The sequence below is a fragment of the Brevibacillus centrosporus genome, assembly GCF_046622605.1.
GTDB lineage: Bacteria > Bacillota > Bacilli > Brevibacillales > Brevibacillaceae > Brevibacillus > Brevibacillus centrosporus.
Genome location: NZ_CP176856.1, coordinates 1,788,622 through 1,809,537, shown reverse-complemented (window position 1 = coordinate 1,809,537; position 20,916 = coordinate 1,788,622). Strand labels below are relative to the sequence as shown.

Annotated in this window: 18 protein-coding genes; 2 read left to right on the top strand and 16 right to left on the bottom strand. The window is 51.1% G+C overall.

Translation table 11 applies throughout. The features are described 5' to 3' along the window. Positions 1-43: 43 nt before the first annotated feature. From ACLIN2_RS09385 to ACLIN2_RS09345, 9 genes are all read right to left on the bottom strand, one after another. Complete coding sequence (locus ACLIN2_RS09385; protein ID WP_411503893.1) at positions 44-1,195, bottom strand: GerAB/ArcD/ProY family transporter; 1,152 nt, start codon at positions 1,193-1,195, stop codon at positions 44-46. A 12-nt stretch (positions 1,196-1,207) separates the two neighbouring features. Further along, positions 1,208-2,374, bottom strand: a complete 1,167-nt coding sequence (locus tag ACLIN2_RS09380) for a Ger(x)C family spore germination protein (protein WP_411503892.1) — start codon at positions 2,372-2,374, stop codon at positions 1,208-1,210. Beyond that, entirely contained in the window at positions 2,367-3,527 is a 1,161-nt protein-coding gene (locus ACLIN2_RS09375; protein WP_411503891.1) for a GerAB/ArcD/ProY family transporter, read from the bottom strand. Before ACLIN2_RS09375 ends, ACLIN2_RS09380 begins: the two co-directional genes overlap by 8 nt. After that, complete coding sequence (locus tag ACLIN2_RS09370; protein ID WP_411503890.1) at positions 3,524-5,059, bottom strand: spore germination protein; 1,536 nt, start codon at positions 5,057-5,059, stop codon at positions 3,524-3,526. The genes ACLIN2_RS09375 and ACLIN2_RS09370 overlap by 4 nt, the downstream gene beginning before the upstream one ends. A gap of 124 nt (positions 5,060-5,183) precedes the next feature. Next, entirely contained in the window at positions 5,184-5,540 is a 357-nt protein-coding gene (locus ACLIN2_RS09365; protein WP_411503889.1) for a DUF1294 domain-containing protein, read from the bottom strand. Between the two features lie 7 nt (positions 5,541-5,547). Next, the gene (locus ACLIN2_RS09360; protein WP_092275999.1) at positions 5,548-6,165 is read right to left on the bottom strand and encodes a DedA family protein; all 618 of its coding nucleotides are present in this window, start codon (positions 6,163-6,165) and stop codon (positions 5,548-5,550) included. 170 nt (positions 6,166-6,335) lie between these two features. Continuing rightward, positions 6,336-6,995, bottom strand: coding sequence for a DNA alkylation repair protein (locus tag ACLIN2_RS09355; RefSeq protein ID WP_411504529.1), 660 nt, complete (start codon positions 6,993-6,995; stop codon positions 6,336-6,338). An 8-nt stretch (positions 6,996-7,003) separates the two neighbouring features. Beyond that, positions 7,004-8,782, bottom strand: a complete 1,779-nt coding sequence (locus ACLIN2_RS09350) for a B12-binding domain-containing radical SAM protein (RefSeq protein WP_411503888.1) — start codon at positions 8,780-8,782, stop codon at positions 7,004-7,006. Positions 8,783-8,974: 192 nt separating this feature from the next. Then, on the bottom strand, positions 8,975-9,481 hold the full coding sequence (locus tag ACLIN2_RS09345; protein WP_092276237.1) for a MogA/MoaB family molybdenum cofactor biosynthesis protein: 507 nt from the start codon (positions 9,479-9,481) through the stop codon (positions 8,975-8,977). A 158-nt stretch (positions 9,482-9,639) separates the two neighbouring features. Between ACLIN2_RS09345 and ACLIN2_RS09340 the strand changes: the two genes are divergently transcribed. Both ACLIN2_RS09340 and ACLIN2_RS09335 read left to right on the top strand, forming a co-directional pair. Beyond that, positions 9,640-11,082, top strand: a complete 1,443-nt coding sequence (locus ACLIN2_RS09340; RefSeq protein ID WP_411503887.1) for a PLP-dependent aminotransferase family protein — start codon at positions 9,640-9,642, stop codon at positions 11,080-11,082. A gap of 103 nt (positions 11,083-11,185) precedes the next feature. Then, complete coding sequence (locus tag ACLIN2_RS09335) at positions 11,186-12,532, top strand: TrkH family potassium uptake protein (protein WP_122959897.1); 1,347 nt, start codon at positions 11,186-11,188, stop codon at positions 12,530-12,532. 62 nt (positions 12,533-12,594) lie between these two features. On the opposite strand, the gene ACLIN2_RS09330 is transcribed toward ACLIN2_RS09335, so the two are convergent. The 7 genes from ACLIN2_RS09330 to sat form a co-directional block, all read right to left on the bottom strand. Continuing rightward, the gene (locus tag ACLIN2_RS09330) at positions 12,595-13,002 is read right to left on the bottom strand and encodes a sodium:solute symporter family transporter (RefSeq protein ID WP_411503886.1); all 408 of its coding nucleotides are present in this window, start codon (positions 13,000-13,002) and stop codon (positions 12,595-12,597) included. 115 nt (positions 13,003-13,117) lie between these two features. Further along, positions 13,118-14,212: a 3-isopropylmalate dehydrogenase gene (gene leuB, locus ACLIN2_RS09325; protein ID WP_411503885.1), complete on the bottom strand. Its 1,095-nt coding sequence runs from the start codon at positions 14,210-14,212 to the stop codon at positions 13,118-13,120. An 81-nt stretch (positions 14,213-14,293) separates the two neighbouring features. Next, on the bottom strand, positions 14,294-15,829 hold the full coding sequence (locus tag ACLIN2_RS09320; protein WP_092276015.1) for a 2-isopropylmalate synthase: 1,536 nt from the start codon (positions 15,827-15,829) through the stop codon (positions 14,294-14,296). 56 nt (positions 15,830-15,885) lie between these two features. Then, positions 15,886-16,908, bottom strand: coding sequence for a ketol-acid reductoisomerase (gene ilvC / locus ACLIN2_RS09315; RefSeq protein ID WP_092276018.1), 1,023 nt, complete (start codon positions 16,906-16,908; stop codon positions 15,886-15,888). A 57-nt stretch (positions 16,909-16,965) separates the two neighbouring features. Further along, positions 16,966-17,472 (bottom strand): acetolactate synthase small subunit, encoded by a 507-nt coding sequence (gene ilvN / locus ACLIN2_RS09310; RefSeq protein WP_400582373.1) that lies wholly within the window; start codon positions 17,470-17,472, stop codon positions 16,966-16,968. 1 nt (position 17,473) lies between these two features. Continuing rightward, positions 17,474-19,210: a biosynthetic-type acetolactate synthase large subunit gene (gene ilvB / locus ACLIN2_RS09305; protein WP_092276024.1), complete on the bottom strand. Its 1,737-nt coding sequence runs from the start codon at positions 19,208-19,210 to the stop codon at positions 17,474-17,476. Positions 19,211-19,802: 592 nt separating this feature from the next. Further along, entirely contained in the window at positions 19,803-20,903 is a 1,101-nt protein-coding gene (sat, locus tag ACLIN2_RS09300) for a sulfate adenylyltransferase (protein ID WP_411503884.1), read from the bottom strand. Positions 20,904-20,916: the final 13 nt, after the last annotated feature.

Here is a 20,916-nt window from a genome sequence, read left to right as displayed (position 1 = left end):
GACCGCTTGCGTTGGCAGCTTCTACCAAAAAGGGAGCGACGAATTATGTCACTCCCTTTTTGCTGTCTTGCGTCTCATCGAAAGTCTTCTTTCGCAGCCAATGAATGATCGCTAAAAGCACAGGAATCAGCACCGTGCTGATATATCCATAATAGGTCAGGTACCTGGCATAGGCAAAGAACTCCACAATGCTCTGCGGTAAAAGCGTGACGTACAGCAAAGGAATGAGTAGCACGAACGAAAGAATTCGCTGAAACCGAATGCTTTTCCCCAGTAACAATCGGATCCCGTACACCGTGGAATAAAACATATTCCCCAACGTCGTAAACACCGATGCGACCCAGATCGCCAGAAACGCAGATTCCAGCCGCTCCAGAAACCATCCGGTGCGGGTTGCGGTCTTGACCAGCTCCAGTGTCGGCCAGATCATGTTTTGCAATTCTTCATAGCCAAACACGACGATGCCCGCTACTGCCGTCAGTGCGTAAGAAACTATTGTGAATACGAGTCCAATCCAGGTAGCCAGTCCGATTTTTGCTCCAGGCATCGCCAAACCAAAAAAGATCATCAACAGCTCATATCCGGTATAGAGCGAGAAGGTATTGATTCCGGTTTCAACGAGCGCCTCGAACGAATCCAGATGCAGCGGCAGCAAATTGTTCCAATCCGCGCTTGTTAAGGAGACATAAGGAATCAGGAAAACCGGGATGAGCATGATGGGAAACAGGAGCTCGTTGACGCGAACTAGGACATCCACTTCATGCATACAGAGAAACAATACGATCAAAAATAGGGTGATCAGGATGGCTTCCAACGGCGTTTCCAAGAGAACTGCTGTCACAACGACTTCTCCGAACCCCCTGGCAACCATCCCTGCATTTAGGAATTGGAACGAGAAGAAGATGAAGAACCACGGGATGCAGAGAATTTTCCCCCATTTGACGTGCTTCTCTCCACATAGAATCAATGGGCTGTACTCAATAAAGGTAAGTCCGGGATACTCCTTGCTTAAGTACACCATCCCAAGCAACGGCAGCATCGCGATGAGCCCCCCAACGATCGGCCCCATCCATCCCATTTCATTTAAAGTTTCACTGGCTGTGCGAGGCATCGATAAGATCCCGACCCCAATCATCGAGCTAATCATAAAACTGATTAGTTGCCAGGTGCTGACGACTCTCCGTTGACTTTTCATTCTCTCTCGCTCCTATTGCATTTCCATACCCAACCGGCGAATCTTGATGGTATAGACAGCCTCGACCGGAAAGTCTTTAAATTCCTTTTTCCAATCGTGTTTTTCCCAATAATCGCGGTAATGATGGGCACGCAATGCGAGTCCAATTCGCAAGATATCGCTGTTGTAGTCCTTCTGCAGCTGGGTGAACAGTTTTTTCGCCCGATTTTCCATTTCTTTCTTGATCAATGTCTGCATTTTCTTGATGAATTCTTCTGGCGGGATATGCAGGTCTTTGGTTACTTCAACAATGTCTCCCTGAAGCTCGCAATAAAACGTGGCTGAGTGCTGATGGTTTGACTTCTTTTGATTGCCAAGAGAATGACTGTCATTTAGCTTTAACTTGGTCTTGACAAAATGCGGGCGAAACGTTACAAAGCCCCCTTGCTCGCCTGGGAGAGGGATAATGACATCGCCTCCACGCTGTTTGTTTCGCAGCTGCAGCAAGGACCAGGATTGAATATCGTTGATCGCACCTACCATTTTGTGACCACGAAAGACGGCTATGCCCTTCCATCTCACTTCACTCTCGCTAGCCTGTACGTAATTGAGGAACGGCTCCATCGACTTGTTCGAGGTTTGATTAAAATAGTCTCCTAACGTCTGATCCGGGATCGTCCCCATCTTCGCGCCATTCTCGATGAGATCCATCAAAAACACCACAGGGATTTGCGCCAGCTGCGGCTTGATTTTCAAAAGGGAGGCAGCCTCGCCCTTCACAATGATCGGCCACATCAGCCTGCGGATCTGCGGTTCGCGGCGATAGCCGTCCATGATGTCCTGAATCCCTCTTTTTGCCACCTCTTCACTGATGGCAAGAACGCGGGTATGGCCGAGAAACAGCTTTTGATTGAGCCGCAGCTGCAGGTTATTTGCTGCATCTGTCACGGTCCTGCCCGTCACGCTCATGATTTTGACGGCGTCCGAGTTCCCTCCGCCGCCTTGTCCACTGCTCCCCGCGATCTTGATCGGAATGGGAATCTGGACAGTCATTTTATACAGATCCTCTCTGCCCTCCACAATATCGACCGCGACGGCTAACACAGAGGTACGCTCCTCCAGCTCCCTCCGATCCCAGCAGCCTGTCAGCATCGTCACGAAAACCAAAAGAACAGCGAATCGGCACCAGTGTTTAGCCACCCGCTTTCCTCTCCTTCGCCTTGCTCCCCATTCCTCGAGCAAATACTACGAGTAAATAGAGAAGCGGAATACCCAGGTTGAGGTAAAGGCTAAAGATCCCTAAATAAGAGCTGGCACGAAAAATATCGACGATGTTTTGCGGCCACAGCGCAATAAAAAAAAGAGGAACAAAAAGGAGGGCAGAGATAATTCGCTGGAACTGTATCCCTTTGTTAAACAGCTGTCGCAAGCTGTACACAAAGGCATAATAGACATTAGCCACCGTAGTGAACACGGCGGCTACCCATACGGCCAAAAAGGCGGATTCCAGACGCTCCAGAATCAGGCCCGGGACTTGAGTCGTTTTCACAAGCTCCAGCGTCGGCCACGAGACTCTCTGCAGCTCCTCAAAGCCAAATACTACGATGCCAGCCAAGACAATGAGCGTATAGACAAACGTAGCAATGCCAATTCCATAAAACCCCGCCTTCACCTTACTCTGGTTGACATGGGCGTACGCGTAGAAAATCAACATGATTTCATAGCCGGAAAAGGAGTAAACCGTTTCATAGATTCCTTCAAAAAGAGCCTTTCCCGACGCGCGATACAAAGGGAGCATGTTGTTCCACTCCGCTTTTTGAAAGGATGCTATCGCAATGACAAGAACAGGAAACAAGATCAGAGGAAACAGCAGTTCGTTAATGCGGGCAAGCACATCGACCTCATGCATACAGAGCATTTGCGCGAGCAGAAACATCGTGATGATGATAACCTCCAGCGGGGTATCCAAGAGGACAGAGGTCACGACCACCTCACCGAATACACGGGCGACAATAGCCGTAGATAAATACAGGTAGAGCAAATAGCTGATCACCCAGGGAAGACTCAGCCATCTCCCCAGCCGCGGATTCTTTGGAGAACCCCAAACAATGGGACTGTATTCGATAAATGTCTTCCCCGGGAATCGATTGCTCAATTTGGCGATCATCCATACGGACAAAAAGACCCAAAAGGAACCGACAAGAGGAGCGATCCACCCCGCCTCATACAGCTTGGCGCTTGTCGTCCTCGGCAGCGTCAAGACACCTACTCCAATCAGCGTGCTCGCAATCAGGGAGGTTTGCTGCCACAGCGAAAAGGTATTGATATCGCGGCTCACCTGCTTATGACTCATGGTTTATCCTCCTCTCGTATCCGGACTTTATCATGAACATGAAACATGCTAGGACGCGTTTTCAATAAATGATGCGGAGCGCGTATGAACAAATCGCGCATGCCGAGCAAATTCAAGGGACTGAGTGGTGACATATACGGGACACCAAACGACTTGATAGACGAAAGATGCACGAGAATGACAATCAGGAACAGCATGATTCCGTACAAGCCGAACATTCCCGCCAAAAGCATCACTGGAAAACGCAGCATGCGAATGGCAATCGCGGCACTGTAGCTTGGAGACGCGAATGAACCGATCGTCGTCACAGCGACGATAATAACCATGACTGGACTGACGAGTCCCGCGGAAACCGCCGCTTCCCCTACCACCAAAGCTCCGACAATCCCAATAGTAGGCCCAATCGGACCCGGCAGGCGCACACTCGCCTCCCGCAGGATCTCAATCGCCAGTTCCATGAATAGCGCTTCCACGAGGGAGGGAAACGGCACAGTGGAGCGTCCGGCCGCCATCGCGATCACAAGCCGTGATGGGATCATCTCCGGATGAAAGGAGCTGAACGCGATGTACAGCGAAGGCAGCAGCAAGGCAATGGAAATACTGATGACGCGGATGAAGCGGATCAATGTCGCAATGTAAAACCGTTCATAGTAATCTTCCGGGCTTTGATAGAACTGGGAAAAGACAGCAGGCGCAATCAATCCGAACGGAGTCCCGTCGACCAAGATCCCCACTTTTCCTTCCAACAGATTGGCGACGACTTTGTCAGGCCGTTCGGTATTTTGAATCTGAGGAAAAGGAGACCAGCGGCGATCTTGAATCATTTGCTCGATATAACCACTCTCCAGTACAGCATCTACATTGACCTTTTCGATCCGGCTAATAACTTCTTCGACGATCGGCTGATGAGCCAAGCCCTCAATATACATGACGTAGATATCGGTTTGCGTCCTCTGCCCTACGACCAAATGCCGTACTCTTAGATTCGGGTCTTTCAGCCGAAACCGTATGAGGGCCGAATTGACACAGAGTGTCTCGCAAAAGCCGTCACGGGGCCCACGCACGACGGACTCTGTCTGCGGCTCTTCTACGCTGCGTCGATCCCAGCCCCGCGTATTATTGAGATACGCCTGATTGTTGCCATCAATCAACAGAACTGCCGTACCAGACAAGATATTGCGAATGACCTGCCTCAAACTGTCTGTGGCTTCCAGCTCATTCGTTGCCGGTCCCTCATAGGTGACATCCTTCGTCGTCGTATAGCGAATAATAAAGTCGCTGATGATGTTTCGGTCAACCATTCCATCCAGGAAAAAAATCGCGCAATCCTTATTATCTTTGTTTTGAAATCGGCGAATGACCAGATCGTCGCATTTTCCAAGCTCCTCGCGAATGAGCGAAACATTTTCACTCACATCTTCACAAAGAATCAGGTCAGAGACGCTTTCCATACTTTTATCCGCATGCAGATTCAAGGATTGTGACTGCAGGGTTTCCTTCCGTCTCTGCCACGCCTTCCAAAACTGGCTCAACGCTCTCACCCCTTTGATTCGCTCTTTTCGATAAAGATGTACGGATAGTGTGCCCAAGAAAGGAAATGAAAACCCAATAAAAAAAGGACCTCGCACGCCATTCATGCGAAATCCTTCTTTTCTCCTAGGTAAGTGACTGCAAAAGCAGGAACAGTTGCAAGATACAGAAAACAGGGACGACAATCATAAACGAGATATGCTTTGTCTTGTGACGAAGCGTCAGCATCCCGATCAAGGCACCTATTCCTCCACCCAAGATCGCCGTCAGAAAGAGACTCGCCTCCGGAATTCGGAAGCTTCGTTTGGGAGCGAGCCGTTTGTCGATTGCCATCAAATAATACGCATACCCATTCAGGAGCAAACCGCCAGCTCCCCATAGCCACAGGATCGACGAGACGCAGCCCGCGGTTACCAATACCCACCCTACAGCAAGCAGGAGATTGCGGTTTCTCCGATGTGTGTGCAATTGCTTATGAAACATGACCTACCTACTCTCCTTTTGCCCGATAGGCCCGATTCCCCATGACGTATTTGCGAATGACCAGGCCGATCACGAGCAAGGCAACCAACACGAGCAGCGTGTAGAAGCCGTAATGACGAATCATGACTACAATGGCCTCCACGTGGTTCCCAAACACGTATCCCAGCAGGTAAAACGCGATCGTCCATACCAAACCGATCGGGTAAGAGAGCAGGGCATAACGGCGATAGGTCATGCCCCCCATCGCTACCAGATAAGGAACGACATGTCGTACGACTGGAAACAAATAACTAATACAAAGCGCCGAAGTCCCGTACTTTCGCAATAGCTCCGTCGAGCGTTCTACGGCGTGCCTCATTTTCTCGCTTTTCGACAGCCACTGTAAGATAGGCTTGCCAAAAAATTTTCCAAGCAAAAAGCCTATTGTCAATCCGGAGGCCACACCTAGATACCCTGCCAAAAAAGAGTACACCGGGTCAAGCAGGCCAATCGATACCAAAAATCCTCCTGTCGCCACAACAAGCTCGTCAGGAATTGGCAATCCTACGATTCCCAGCCAGAGCAAGAAGAAAATGGCCAGGTAACCGTATTGCTCTATGATTGACATCAGCAGGTTGATTTCCATGAGCAAATTCCCCTATCCTCGCCACTTTGCGGCTGTTTCTAGGATTGCATGTGAATCATTGTCCTTCCGATCTTTACCCCTTCTAATACGAAACAATCCTCCAAAAAGGTACTCGTCTATTTTGCAATAGAAGCCTTCTTTTTATCAAGGGAAGAAAATATGTCTACGAGCTAGAAATGCTTGAGCGCTTCTCTTCTGCTCAGACTCGCCAGCGGCGTCTGCTCGACAAAACGGAGCACCGCATCGGCATCCGTTTTTGCATACTCCCTTAATGACCAGCCTATCGCTTTTTGGATGAAAAATTCCTGGGAGTCTTTATAAATTCGAATGTTGCTGAAGAGCAGCTCCTGATCTGTCCTTTCCTTGTAAGAAAGCTGAAACAGGATCGTCGTCCGTTGCAGCCACAGATTCCCGCTGGCGATCCATCTTTCATTTGTCGGAGCGATCAGCGCAGGAAACAGACGAAACAGAGTCCCGACGGTATGAGCTGCCAAATAATCGACGGTGTCCCACCAGGATTTTGTCGTGATCAGCTCTTCCACCAGTCTCAAATGGCCCGCTTCGAGCTTTTTTTTCACCTTTTCAAGCAGGTCCATGGCCGCATATTGAAACTCGCGTTCTGGCATCGTCCAAAGCTGCCGGACGACCGCCTCCCAGTCGTCCGGAATTCCCTGCTCTTTCAACAGTCTTTTGCTCAGTTCTTTTCGCACGGGAGCTTTGATCCCCAAGAAAGGAAAATGGTCCTTCATATATTTTCTCATCGGCCCAGCAAGCTCCGGGTTTGCATGCTCTTGGAACAGACGGACAGCTTCCTCTACAAATGGATGGATCATAGCTGTCATGCGCTTGCAATCGTATTGGCATCTACCATCGTAAAGGCATTGTGCTCGCCCTCCACGTATGGATAGTAGACGACCAGTGTATAGTCTCCCTCGATCACGTCTCCGGTTTTAATCCAGGTATCAATGTCAAAGGATACTTTAGCTGTGAGCGTATGCTTGAAATAATCTTTTTCTAAGGAAGCATGGCGAGCGAAGTCTTCCCGCAGCTGGTCCCTCTGTTCAAAGACCGCCGAGAATGTAGCCTGCATCTCCTGCTTCTCCATGACATCTTCCCACCAAAGCTTGCGCGGTCGATGCTTCTGGTTGTGCAGGAAGTCGAATTTCATCAGGCTGATGACATGCTCGAGCTTCTCCACCTGCTGCGTTTGCAAAAAGCTTTGCAGGCGGGTGAACAGATCCTCCAGCTGGTGTCCAATCCGGCTCCAGCCTTTTGATTCCCAGTAGTCGCCAAATGACTGGAAGAAGTCGAACGGCGATTCGAACACGTGCTCCAGCAACCATTCCAGCGTATGGTCCATCCGATGGGCATTCCAGTATTTCTCAAGTACGTCTTCTACGCGTTTGATTTTTTGCATGTCGCCAAATGACAGGATGTTGTTCCCGAGAATCTCATACGGGGATTCATCCATGAAGACGTAGCCATGATCTTTTGCACGCGCACGTACACCGGTTCCGCGCAGCATTTTCAAAAAGCCCAGCTGGAGCTCTTCTGGCCGCAGGGCGAATACATCGTTGAACGTTTTTCGGAAGGACTGATAGTCTTCTTCCGGCAATCCGGCGATCAAGTCCAGATGCTGATCGATTTTGCCGGAGTTTTTGATCTGTGTAACCGTCCGAGACAATCGGTCAAAGCGCTGAATGCGTTGAACGAGTCGGTTCGTCTCGTCATTGGTCGACTGTACGCCGATCTCAAAACGGAAAACTCCCGGTGGGGCATTCTCGGTCAAGAAGTCGAGGACATCCGCACGCAAAATATCGGCGGTAATTTCAAATTGAAAAACCGTGCCGTTGTGATTGTCGATTAAAAATTGAAAGATCTCCAATGCGTACTTTTTATTGATGTTAAATGTACGGTCAACGAATTTGATCGTCTTGACCCCGTGGTTGATCAAGCGAAGCAAATCTTCCTTTACCCTCTCCAGACTGAAGTAGCGAACGCCGTCTTCAATGGACGACAGGCAGTACTGACATTTGAACGGGCAGCCTCGGGACGCTTCGAAATACACGACCCGGTTGTTTAGCTCATCCAAATGATCCTGATACGGAGAAGGAATGGTATCCATCTCCTCGATCTGGGCACGAGGCATGGAGAAACGGACGTGCTCCTGGTCCCGATAGGCGATCCCGGCTACGTCCCGCAAGCGCGGAGGCTGTCCCGTCACTTTCGCCTCCTGATATGCCTGGAGCAGCTCCAGGAAGGTCTGCTCCCCCTCACCGATGGCAATGACATCAATCTCCGGATGCTTTTTCATCCAAAAATCAGCGTCGTACGTGACTTCAGGTCCCCCTAAAATGACAGGTACATCTGGGCAAACCTTTTTCAGATTGCGAATAACGTCTAGCGTTTCACGGATATTCCAGATGTAACAGGAAAACGCCACTACATCCGGCTCACGCTTGTAGATGTCTGCCACAATGTTTAACGTCACATCATTAATGGTATATTCGACCAGCTCAATTGTTGGAAAGGAAGCCTGCGCATAGCTGCGCAAATAGCGTAGGGCCAATGAAGAATGGATAAACTTTGCATTTAACGTCGATAACAAGATATTCATGTTTCTGTCTACTCTCCTTGCACGATCTGGCTCATGCCTTGACTTGTATTTTGACTGCATGAGTCATATTCCTTTGGTAACAGTACCATAAGCGGACAGAATACGGCAAATCCCGTCCACTCTTCCTGCGAACCATCTGCATGAAAAAAGGGCAACATGCGCGCACCGCCACGTCGCCCCCCTCCCTATCTTTTAGCGGTTCAGCTCTCGTACCACATGCCCAAGCTCGGGTACGATCAGCTTGCTCATCGCCAATCGAACGGCTCCCGTCGATCCCGGTGTGGAAAAGATCGCCTTGCCGGCTCTCGTTCCTGCGATCGCTCTGCTGAGCATTGCGGCAGGTCCGATGTCTTCGGTGTAACTCAGCATCCGAAACAGCTCGCCAAAGCCTGGCAGCTCTTTTTCCAGCAAAGCAGAAACGGCCTCAAACGTGTTGTCGCGAGGTGAGATACCTGTTCCACCGTTTAACAAGATCACTTGTACATCTGCATGATTCATGCCGCTCTCGATAGCAGCGCGTACTTCAGTAGGCTCGTCCTTGACGATTTGATACAGAGCGACAGCATTTCCCGCTTCTTCAAGCAGCGCTTTCATCAGCTGACCACTTTTGTCCGTCTCCTCTGTTCTCGTATCAGAGACAGTGATGACCATGCACGTTACCTGCTTGGGCGATAGTGCTTTATGTTCCTGCGTACTCATGTCCGCTTTGTCAGCTCCCATCCGTAATCTCTTTGATTATCATACCATGCGCGCGAATGGCAACGGGAGTTTTTCTAATTGTTCGCTACCTACATCCGCTTCTTTTCCTATATAATTCTCTTGACTGCTATTTTTGACAGACAAGGAGGCGCAGCCGAATGGCAAACCGCCCTTTTTTCGCGTTTCACTTTCACAAGCAGGCACACACGCCCATGTACATACAGCTTGCCGAACAATTACAGACAGCGATCCTGCACGGCGCTTTTCTCGTAGACGGGCAGCAGCTGATCTCCTTGCGCGACATGAAAACCGTGAGCGGCTGCTCGCTGGAAACCGTAAAAAAAGCCTACGATCATCTGGCTGAAGAAGGCTGGCTGGAAGCGGTCCACGGCAAAGGCTACTATTTGACGCAAAGAGCCAAGGAAGCTCGGCTGGAAAGCCGGCTGCCGCTCACCGATATCCCGATCGCCTCGCTCGCCGACTCTTCTCCCCGCCCTGGCGAAGAGCTGGTAAAGCGGCTGCGCAGTGCTTTTAACGACAGTCTGGCCGTGCTGGATGAGCCATCTGCCCAAAAGAAAGTCCGGCTCGCTCATGCTGCAAGAGTCTTTGCGGACCATTTGAGCCGCAGAGGACTCCCCCATTTCCCGGAGCGCGTGCTGTCGTTTAACCGCAGCACCAGCGGCTTTGCTTTCCTGGCACAGCGAGTCATGAATCCTCGGGATGTGGTTTACGTCGAAGAATACAGCTATCCGGTATTTTTGCGTCTGCTCAGTCAATGCGGGATCACCGTCCGTCCCATTCGCATGGATGAGGAAGGCATCTCCATACATGCGCTCGACGAAGAGCATGAGCATTACCCTGCCAACTGGCTGCTCATCAACCCGCACCATCACTTCCCTACAGGGATCAGCTATTCGCACCAACGAAAGGAAGAGCTGCTGCAATGGGCGGCTCAAAAGAACGTGCGCATGGTAGAAAACGACCACTATGGAGATCTGTGGTTTTCAGAGCCCAGCACTCCTCTGTACCAGATGGCCATCGATGCGAAAATCTCCGTCCAAGTCTATTACCTGCACTCTTTGTCCAAAACACTCGCACGGGATCTGCAGCTCGGTATCCTGTTGCTGCCAGCTGAGCTTAGCAAGGAAGAGCTGGAAAGATCCCGTCAAATCGTATCCATGACTGGTGCTGAGCCCTCTCTCGTCGTAGTTGAGGCTGCGATCAAGCTCTTGGATGATCCGTGGTTTTCGGATGTGTACCTGGCTGACAGGCGTGCTCTTTTTCATTCCCGTTTTCAACGTCTGTGGGAGGAGCAGCGTCACTCCCTGCCTGCCCATGCCCGCATGTATCCGATTTCGGGAGGCTTAAACACGTGGATCGAATGGGGAGTAGCATCTGACAGAGCGGCTGAAAGTGAGGACAGGATCGTCGCCATGCTGCTGGAGGAAGGCCTGGAGCTCACGCCCGGGCACGCTTTTCGGGTGGCCGATGAACCGGAAGATACCGTGCGCCGCCCCGCCGTGCGCTTCCCGCTCGCTCCTATGGAGGAACGCGAGCTCAAGCACTGGCTGTATCGTCTGGGTGCAGCTTTGATCCGATAAACGCATCTCGTTATATTTCCAAGCATTCCTACCATACTAAATGGAAGCGAGTGCCTAGATCGTCCCTACTTTGAAACATCGAAAAGTCGAGGTCATCCCTACTATGATACGGAAAGTTGTTGAGAAGCTTCGCCTGGACCCGCCCAAGACACTTGTCATCGGGTTTGCTCTCATTATTCTGATCGGCTCCTTCTTATTAACCCTCTCTTCTGCTACCGTGGATGGAAGAGGACTAAATTGGCTGGATGCCTTGTTTACCGCCACTTCAGCTACCTGTGTCACCGGACTGGTAGTCGTAGATACGGGTACTACCTTTACCGTTTTTGGCCAGATCGTCATTCTTTCGCTCATTCAAATCGGCGGACTCGGATTTATGACACTCGCCACTTTTTTTGCCTTACTCATGCGAAAAAAAATCTCTTTACGTGAGCGCCTTATCCTGCAGGAATCGCTAAACCAGCTTTCCATAGAAGGAGTCGTGCGGCTCGCAAAAATGATTCTGGTCTTTACTGCTTTAGCCGAGCTAATTGGTGGGATCTTGTTGTCCATCCGCTTTGCTTTTGATTTTCCTTTGGGGAAAGCCATTTACTTTGGCTTCTTCCACGCGATCTCCAACTTTAACAACGCCGGCTTTGACTTGATGGGGGATTACGCCAGTCTGACTGCCTACGTAGATGATCCCTTCGTCACACTCGTCGTCTGCGCACTGATCATCGTAGGCGGGATCGGGTTTATGGTCGTAAGCGAGGTATATGACTATCGCCATACACACCGGCTATCCTTGCATACAAAAGTCGTTCTATCTACGACCGCTTTCCTCGTCGTCTTAGGAACTGTCCTGATTTTCGCACTGGAATACACAAATCCAAAGACGCTTCAGCCGTTGTCCATTCTAGGTAAAGTTCTCGGTTCTCTCTATCAGTCCGTGACGGCACGGACTGCCGGCTCCAATACGCTCAGCATTGGCGATATGCATCAATCTTCCTTGTTCCTCATCATTCTGCTGATGTTTATCGGGGCTTCTCCCGGATCAACCGGCGGCGGGATCAAGACGACCACCTTTGCCACGCTGATAGGGGCTGTTGTAGCCCAAATCAAAGGGAAGGAAGATGTCATCTTCTTCCGTCAGCGCATTCTGCCTCACATGATCTACAAGTCTTTGACTGTTACGATGATCGGTCTATTCATCGTGATCGCCGTCACGATGATCCTTGCCATTACGGAACCGAGTGCACCGTTTCAGATGATCTTGTTTGAAGTCACCTCTGCCTTTGCCACTACTGGCTTATCGATGGGGTTAACGCCTGAGCTATCGCCTTTTGGCAAGATTCTGATCGTGCTGACGATGTTTGTAGGCAGGTTGGGGCCACTGACGATCGCCTTTGCCCTGGCTCAACGCAAGCAGAAGGAATACTTCCGCTATCCAAAAGGCAAGATCACAATTGGGTAGAATCGTGCGAAAAACCCCGTACTTCCTTCTAAAAAGGCAAGTACGGGGTTCGCTTTCTTCCACTACCGTGTATCCACATGCCGTAGAGACATGTCATTTTGCCGCAGCTCTTTGCGCACTAGCTGAGCCTGCACTCCATACTGCAGCCCGATCAGCTCTGGCAGCGTCTCCACCTGCATTTGACGAAAGCGTTGCGCTGTAAATCCTAGCAGGATCACTGCAACACCGCCCCCCAAGGTAAACCAGAGCGAAGCGAGTCCATGCGAAAAGGCCAGCTCCCCCGTACCTACGATCGACGTCCCGCCGACAAACCCGCCTACCAATGCCCCCGCGACCATCCCTGACGTCAAAGAGCCGCTCGCATTGGTAAAATCACTCGTTTCCTTCACTCTTCGTTTTGCTGCCAATCCGGCAATCACCGTGAGGAACAGAACGAGTAAGAAACAGATGAAAAACGGTATGGAAGCCACAGTATGTTCCCTCCAAGATTACCTATCTACAGTATATTATAATACTTAGTACAGTTATTTGGTCAAACAAAAACCCTGCCATTCATCCCAAGGGAAAACGGCAGGGTTTGCTTGCTTACTTCTGTACCCAAGTTTTGGACAGCTCGTCGCGAACCAGTTGCCCCATCTCCACTGTGCCGATAGCTTTGCTGCGATCGCTGGAGATGTCACCTGTACGATGGCCAGCTTCCAGAACCGACCAGACGGCATTTTCCACTGCATTGGCTGCCTCATCCATCCCGAGGGACAGACGGAGCATCATCGCTACAGACAGGATGGTTGCCAATGGGTTGGCAATTCCTTTTCCTGCGATGTCAGGCGCAGAGCCGTGAACAGGCTCATACAGCCCGAAGCTGCCTGCAGCCAGACTTGCAGAGGACAGCATACCGATGGATCCGGTCAACATAGCTGCCTGGTCACTGAGAATGTCCCCAAACATGTTCTCGGTCACAATGACATCGAACTGCTTCGGTGCACGTACCAGCTGCATCGCGCACGAGTCAACCAGCTGGTGCGACAGCTCCACATCTGGATAATCCGCAGCGACACGCTCAGCAACTTTGCGCCAGAGGCGGGAGCTTTCCAGCACGTTTGCTTTGTCAACAGAAACGAGGCGCTTTTGACGCTTGCGAGCAATGTCAAAGCCTACGCGAATGATTCGCTCGATTTCTGCCTCATTATAAATGCATTGATCTTCTGCTACTTCCCCATTTGGGCCATCGTAGCGTTTTTTCTCTCCGAAATAGATACCGCCTGTCAGCTCACGAACGACGATCAGATCCACACCCGATACGACTTCCGGCTTGAGCGTGGAAGCTTCTACCAGGGAGCTGTGCATCGTTGCTGGGCGGATGTTTGCAAACAGTCCCAGCGCCTTGCGGATTCCCAAAAGACCCGTCTCTGGGCGCAAATGGCCTGGATTTTGATCCCATTTCGGCCCGCCAACAGCTCCCAGCAATACAGCATCTGCTTGTTTTGCCAGGTTCACCGTTTCTTCCGGCAACGGCGTTCCGTCCGTATCGATGGCGATCCCACCGATGCGGCCTTCTTCACACGTAAAGGTGACTCCTTCGCGTTCTCCTACAAGAGTGAGGACTTTGACCGCTTCCTGCATGATTTCCGGTCCAATACCGTCTCCTGGAAGAACGGCAATACGATACTCTTTTTTCATCGTCTATCCCGCTTTTCTATTCTGTAATGGTTTCCGTTCTCTACTGGTTCCCTCATCCTACCCAAAGGGGGAATGCGGTTATTAGTTGACACCTACTGGCACGGATTCGCCCCGACGCTCGAGAATCTTGTTGATGGCACGTACATAGGCGATCGCACTCGCTTCCAAAACGTCTGTGCTCACACCGCGGCCAGTCACCGTGAGATCACCCTGCTGCAGACGGACGAACACTTCACCTAATGCGTCCTTCCCTTGTGTAACGGAAAGGATCTTGTAGTCAACAAGCGTCACATCTTCGCCTGTCGCACGGTCAATGGCTTTGTAGATCGAATCGACGGAGCCATTCCCGACTGCTGCTTCTTCCACCGCGGAGCCATCTGCGCACATCAACCGCACACTCGCTGTTGGCACGGAGAGGTTTCCGTAAGTGAGCTGGACAGATTCCAGCTGGAAGGCTTCCTGGCCTTTTACCATTTTGGTATCGACCAGCGCGAGAATATCGTCATCGCTGATTTCTTTTTTCTTGTCGCACAGTACCTTGAAGGCAGCAAACGCTGTGTTTACTTCTTCCTGCTCCAAATGGTAGCCGAGCTCAATCAGCTTCTCTTTAAACGCATGGCGACCCGAGTGTTTACCGAGCACCAGTTTGTTCGACTTGAAGCCGACCGACTCTGGACGGATGATCTCGTACGTGGTAACTTCCTTCAGCACGCCGTCCTGATGAATGCCAGATTCGTGTGCAAAAGCGTTTGCTCCCACAACGGCTTTGTTCCCCGGAACGATCATCCCTGTCAAACGACTGACCAGTTGGCTGGTACGTGCGATTTCTTTCAAATGAAGCTTGGTCGTCGCCTGGTAGTAATCCTTGCGCGTTTCCAGAGCCAGTGCGACTTCTTCAAGGGCCGCGTTACCGGCACGCTCGCCGATCCCGTTGATGGTTCCCTCTACTTGTGTCGCTCCTGCTTCGACAGCAGCAAGGCTGTTGGCTACCGCCATACCCAGATCGTCATGGCAGTGGCAGCTCAGGCGAATGCCTTCCGTTGCCGGTACGAGGCGTCTTAAGTCACTGAAGATCTGTCCGTACTGGATTGGCGTCATGTAGCCAACCGTATCCGGAATATTGACCGTGGTAGCGCCGGCCTTGATGACCGCCTCGACGACCTGTGCCAGAAAGTCGATTTCTGTACGAGCCGCATCCTCTGCGGAAAATTGTACCTCTGTGAAGTACTTTTTCGCGTAGGTGACCGCTTCGACAGCGCGCTCCAGCACTTGCTCCTTGCTCATATTCAGCTTGTACTGACGGTGAATCGGAGATGTTGCAAGAAAGACGTGGAGGGATGCGTTTTGCGCGTCGCGAAGCGCTTCGTATGCTTTATCCATGTCGTCTTTAACGGCACGTGCCAGGCTTACGACAGTCGAGTTTTTCACCCGCTTCGCCACTTCGGCCACCGACTTTTGGTCACCAGGGGAGGCAGCTGCAAAGCCTGCCTCGATCCTCGTTACGCCCAACTTTTCTAGTTGAAGGGCAATCTCCACCTTTTCGTTCGTGCTGATATTGACGCCAGGAGACTGCTCTCCATCCCGCAGGGTCGTATCAAAAATCTCAATGGTCCGCATGAACTTTTCACCTCCACTTTATTTCCTACATTATATATTGTCTGTGAGCAGGCCAATTATTGACCGATTTTCGCTTCTTCTTTTTTCGTTTCTTTATTCAGCCAAGACATCATGCCACGCAGCTGCTCCCCTACTACTTCGATGCCGTGTTCTGCTTCCAGGCGACGGCGGGAAGTGAAGCCAGGACGGTTTGCTTGGTTTTCCAGGATCCAGTTGCGAGCGAAGGTACCATCTTGGATTTCAGCCAGTACTTTTTTCATTTCTTTGCGCGTTTCGTCAGTGATGATACGGCGGCCTGTGCTGTAGTCACCGTATTCAGCTGTGTCGGAGATGGAGTAGCGCATACGAGCCAGGCCACCTTCGTACATCAGGTCAACGATCAGCTTCAGCTCATGCAAGCACTCGAAGTAGGCGATTTCTGGAGCGTATCCAGCTTCTACCAATGTGTCGAAGCCAGCTTTTACGAGCTCGCTCGCGCCACCGCAAAGGACAGCTTGCTCACCGAACAGGTCTGTTTCGGTTTCTTCACGGAAGGTTGTTTCGATAACACCTGCTTTGGTGCAACCGATCCCGCTGGAGTATGCAAGAGCCAGGTCTTTTGCATTGCCAGTCGCATCTTGGTAGATGGCGATCAAGCCAGGTACGCCAAAGCCTTCTTGGTATACGCGGCGAACCAGGTGACCCGGGCTTTTTGGAGCTGCCATGATTACGTCAACGTCAGCTGGTGGCAAGATTTGAGCGTAGTGGATGTTGAAACCATGGGAGAAGCACAGAGCTGCGCCGGATTTCAGGTTTGGAGCTACTTCATCGCGGTATACTTGTGCTTGACGCTCGTCTGGCATCAGGATTTGTACCACATCAGCGCGTTTTGTTGCTTCTGCTACTGTTAAAACTTCGAAGCCGTCTTTTACTGCAACGTCCCAAGATTTCCCTGGGCGCAGACCTACAACTACTTTATATCCGCTATCGCGCAGGTTCTGTGCTTGCGCGTGTCCTTGGCTTCCATAACCGATGATCGCGATTGTTTTGCCACGCAGTACCTCTTGTTTTACGTCTGCTTCATAATACATTTTTACCATTTGTGTAGCCTCCCTAAAATGATGTTTAGTGTGAATTTCTATTCAGAATTTTGCAATTTAAACCATTGCAGCGGCTGTTGCTGGAACAATACTGCGAGCCATCGCTACTGAGCCGGTTCTCGTCAATTCGAGTACACCATAGCTTTGCAGCAATACGAGCAGCGCGTCAATCTTCTCAGAATCACCTGTGACCTGAACAATCAAGGAGCTTGGCCCTACGTCGACGATCGCTGCACGGAACGGTTCAACAATCCCGTTCAGCTCAGCCAATTGACTAGGTGATGCGCTGACCTTAATGAGCGCCAACTCCCGAGACACGTACGGGTTTGCACTGAGATTGGTCACGGAAATAACGTCGATCAGCTTGTGCAGCTGTTTCATCAGCTGTTCAATCTGACGGTCATCTCCCCCGGTGGTGATAATCATCCGCGACAGGCCTGCCTCTTCTGTGCCCCCTACCGTGATGCTGTCGATGTTGAACGCGCGTTGACCAAACAAGGTGGATACGCGGGTCAACACCCCGGGGTAGTCGTTGACGAGTACGGCAATCGTGTGCTGCTGCATCTTACTCTTCCCCCAATTCCATCTGATCTAGTGTGTCTCCAGCAGCTACCATTGGATAGACGTTTTCTCCCTGTGCGACACGGAAGTCAACCACGACTGGACCGTCATGTGCCAGCGCTTCTGCCCACACTGCTTCGGCTTCTTGCGGAGTTGATGCCCGCAAGCCTTTGACGCCGTATGCTTCAGCCAGCTTGACGAAATCCGGGCTGCAGGTCAGGTCGATTTGGCTGTAACGGTTGTCGTAGAACAACTCTTGCCATTGACGAACCATCCCTAAGCACTGGTTGTTGACGATTGCGACCTTCACCGGAATGTTGTATTGGGATACGATTGCGAGCTCCTGATTCGTCATCTGGAAGCCGCCATCTCCCACTACAGCAATGGTCGTGCGTTCCGGGTGAGCGATTTGCGCCCCGATCGCAGCCGGGAAGCCAAAGCCCATCGTGCCAAGACCACCGGAAGAGATGAAAGAGCGAGCGTTTTTGAACTTGTAGTATTGTGCTGTCCACATCTGGTGCTGTCCTACGTCAGTAGTGACGATCGCTTCCCCATCTGTGGAGCTGTACAGCAGTTCAATGACAGCTTGCGGCTTCAACGTATCTCCGTCTGTCTTGTACTTGTACGGCTGTTTTTGCTGCCAGTCTTTCAGCTGCTTGATCCATGCCTCTGATTCACATGCGGTCACCAGCGGAATCGCTCTTTCCAACGTGTTTTTCACATCGCCAGTGACGGTCACCGCTGTGGATACGTTTTTACCCAACTCGGCCGGATCGATATCGACGTGGACGATGCGAGCATTTGGTGCGAATTCCTTGGTGCGACCCATGGTGATCCGGTCGTCGAAGCGGACACCTAAACCGATGACACAATCGGCGTTGAGCAGCGCTTGGTTCGCCGTGAAGTTACCGTGCATTCCTGGCATTCCGAGAGACAGCTCATGTGTTCCCGGAAAACCACCCAGACCCATGAAAGTATTGATAACCGGAATCCGTGTTTTCTCTGCAAAAGCAAGCAGTTCCTTGTCGGCACTGGCTGCGATGATACCGCCACCTGCCATGATTACGGGACGCTTTGCCGTTTTGATTGCATCGATAAACTTTTGAACCTCTTCATCCTCCGGAACTACCTCAGCTCGGTAGCCGCGAATTTCTACATGATCTGGATAGGTGAACGGTGCAATGGCATTCGCGACATCTTTAGGGATATCGATCAACACAGGGCCCGGACGGCCTGTCGTGGCGATGTGGAACGCTTCTTTTACGATGCGTGGCAGATCGCGCACGTCCCGAACGAAATAGCTGTGCTTCGTAATCGGAACCGTGATCCCCGTGATATTTGCTTCCTGGAAAGCGTCTGTCCCAATCAACGACTGAGCGACGTTACCCGTGATGCACACCAGCGGAACCGAGTCCATTTGCGCAGTCGCAATTCCTGTTACCAGGTTGGTTGCCCCTGGACCGGATGTTGCGATACATACTCCCGGTTTGCCCGTAGCACGAGCGTACCCGTCAGCTGCGTGGATCGCTCCTTGTTCATGGCGGGTCAAAATGTGTTTGAAGTAGCTCCCGTACAAGGAATCGTAAATCGGAAGTACTGCCCCACCTGGATAGCCGAAGATGTATTCTACTTCTTCGAGGAGTAAACACCGAAGCAATGTTTCTGCCCCCGTAACCTCTTCGCCGAACTGAATCGGTGGAATACTATTCTTTCTCTGCATTTCGGCCATTTCAACACTCATTTCCTCTCCTCCTCCCACTTTCCAACAGGTATTGAAAATAACTATAACAACATAGAAAAACCCTTTCGCCCCGACACGGTTCGATTTCCATGTCTTTTGGGGCGAAAGGGTTCGCGGTACCACCCAACTTTATCGGCGCCTCACGGTCAGCCGATCTCAGCCAGTCACAACGTATTGTGGACTGTAACACGCTAACGGGTGTTAAACGGTTCTGCCTACTACCTACTTGCGCAAGTTTCAGCGAAACAGCTCGGAGGCGAGCAATGCGAGCGCTCTTTACCCGGTTCTCAGCAATCCGGGCTCTCTGGAAAAGAGTTGACGCGCATCCTCCTCGTCATAGCCTGATATTATAACAATATTTTCAATATTGTTGTTGTCAGAATATAAAGTGTTACGTCTGATTATAGCTAGGCACCTAGGGGGTGTCAACGAAAAGAACGACATTTTTTTAGACTTTCGTCCGAACGAACGTTCAATAAAAATCGGCGACATAGCAAGGGTTTTGGATGAAAGCGCATACAAGAACAAGCTGGCTCGTCCTCATAAAAAGAGAGGAAAACGGAACGGCACAACCCGTTCCGCACTCTCTCACTCACGCTTTTCGTGCCTTCTCACTCAATCCATCGATCAATATTTTCGCCACTTCCGGTCTACTGAATTGCGGAGGAGGGACGATACCGTTTCTCAGCATTTCACGTACCTTGGTTCCGGATAAAGTCACATGCTGACTCTTATCGTGCGGGCACGTCTTGGTCGTGGCCATCCCTTCGCAGCTCTTGCAATAAAAGCTGTGCTCGAAAAACAAAAGTGATATCCCCAGCTCTTCTGGCTCGAATTCCGAGAAGATATGCTGGGCGTCATAGGTTCCGTAATAATCGCCTACCCCTGCATGATCGCGTCCCACGATAAAATGAGTGCAGCCGTAATTTTTGCGCACCATCGCATGGAAAACTGCTTCTCTCGGGCCTGCGTAGCGCATCGCAGCGGGAAAGGCAGCGAGCAGGACACGATTGGCTGGGTAGTAATTTTCCAAGAGTGCCAGATAGCTTTCCATTCGCACGACAGCCGGAACGTCATCTGATTTCGTTTCACCCATCAACGGATTTAAAAACAGGCCATCGACGGTTTCCAATGCTGCTTTTTGGATATATTCATGTGCCCTGTGCACGGGATTGCGCGTTTGAAAGCCCACGATGGTTTTCCAGTTTTTTTGCTGAAAAATCTCTCGCGTCTGAGTCGGAGTGAGGTAATAGTCAGCGAATTGCTCAGGTACTGGCCGCTGTAAATATTCCAGCGGTCCGCCCAAGTACACCTCGCCTTTTTGCATCAGTTTTTTTACCCCTGGATGCTCCAAATCTGTCGTCCGAAAGACCTGCTGGGCTTCCCGCCTTTTGTCTGGACGATAGCTGCTTTCCACGTGTAAAATCGCATAGTCGACACCGTCTTCGCCACGCAGCAAGACACGCTCGCCGACCTGGATGGTGCCATGCTTTGCCTCGTCTACAGCCAGTGTGACCGGCAGCGGCCAAACGGCTCCACTCGCCAGTCGCATCGTCTCGACAACAGCGTGATAATCTTCTTCTCCCATGAATCCGGCAAGGGGTGCAAATGCGCCAATCGCGAGACAATCAATGTCAGATAGCGTCCATCTGTCGATGATAATGGTCTTTGTCAGCAGGTTTGTCTGTGTCATTTTTTCTCCTCCC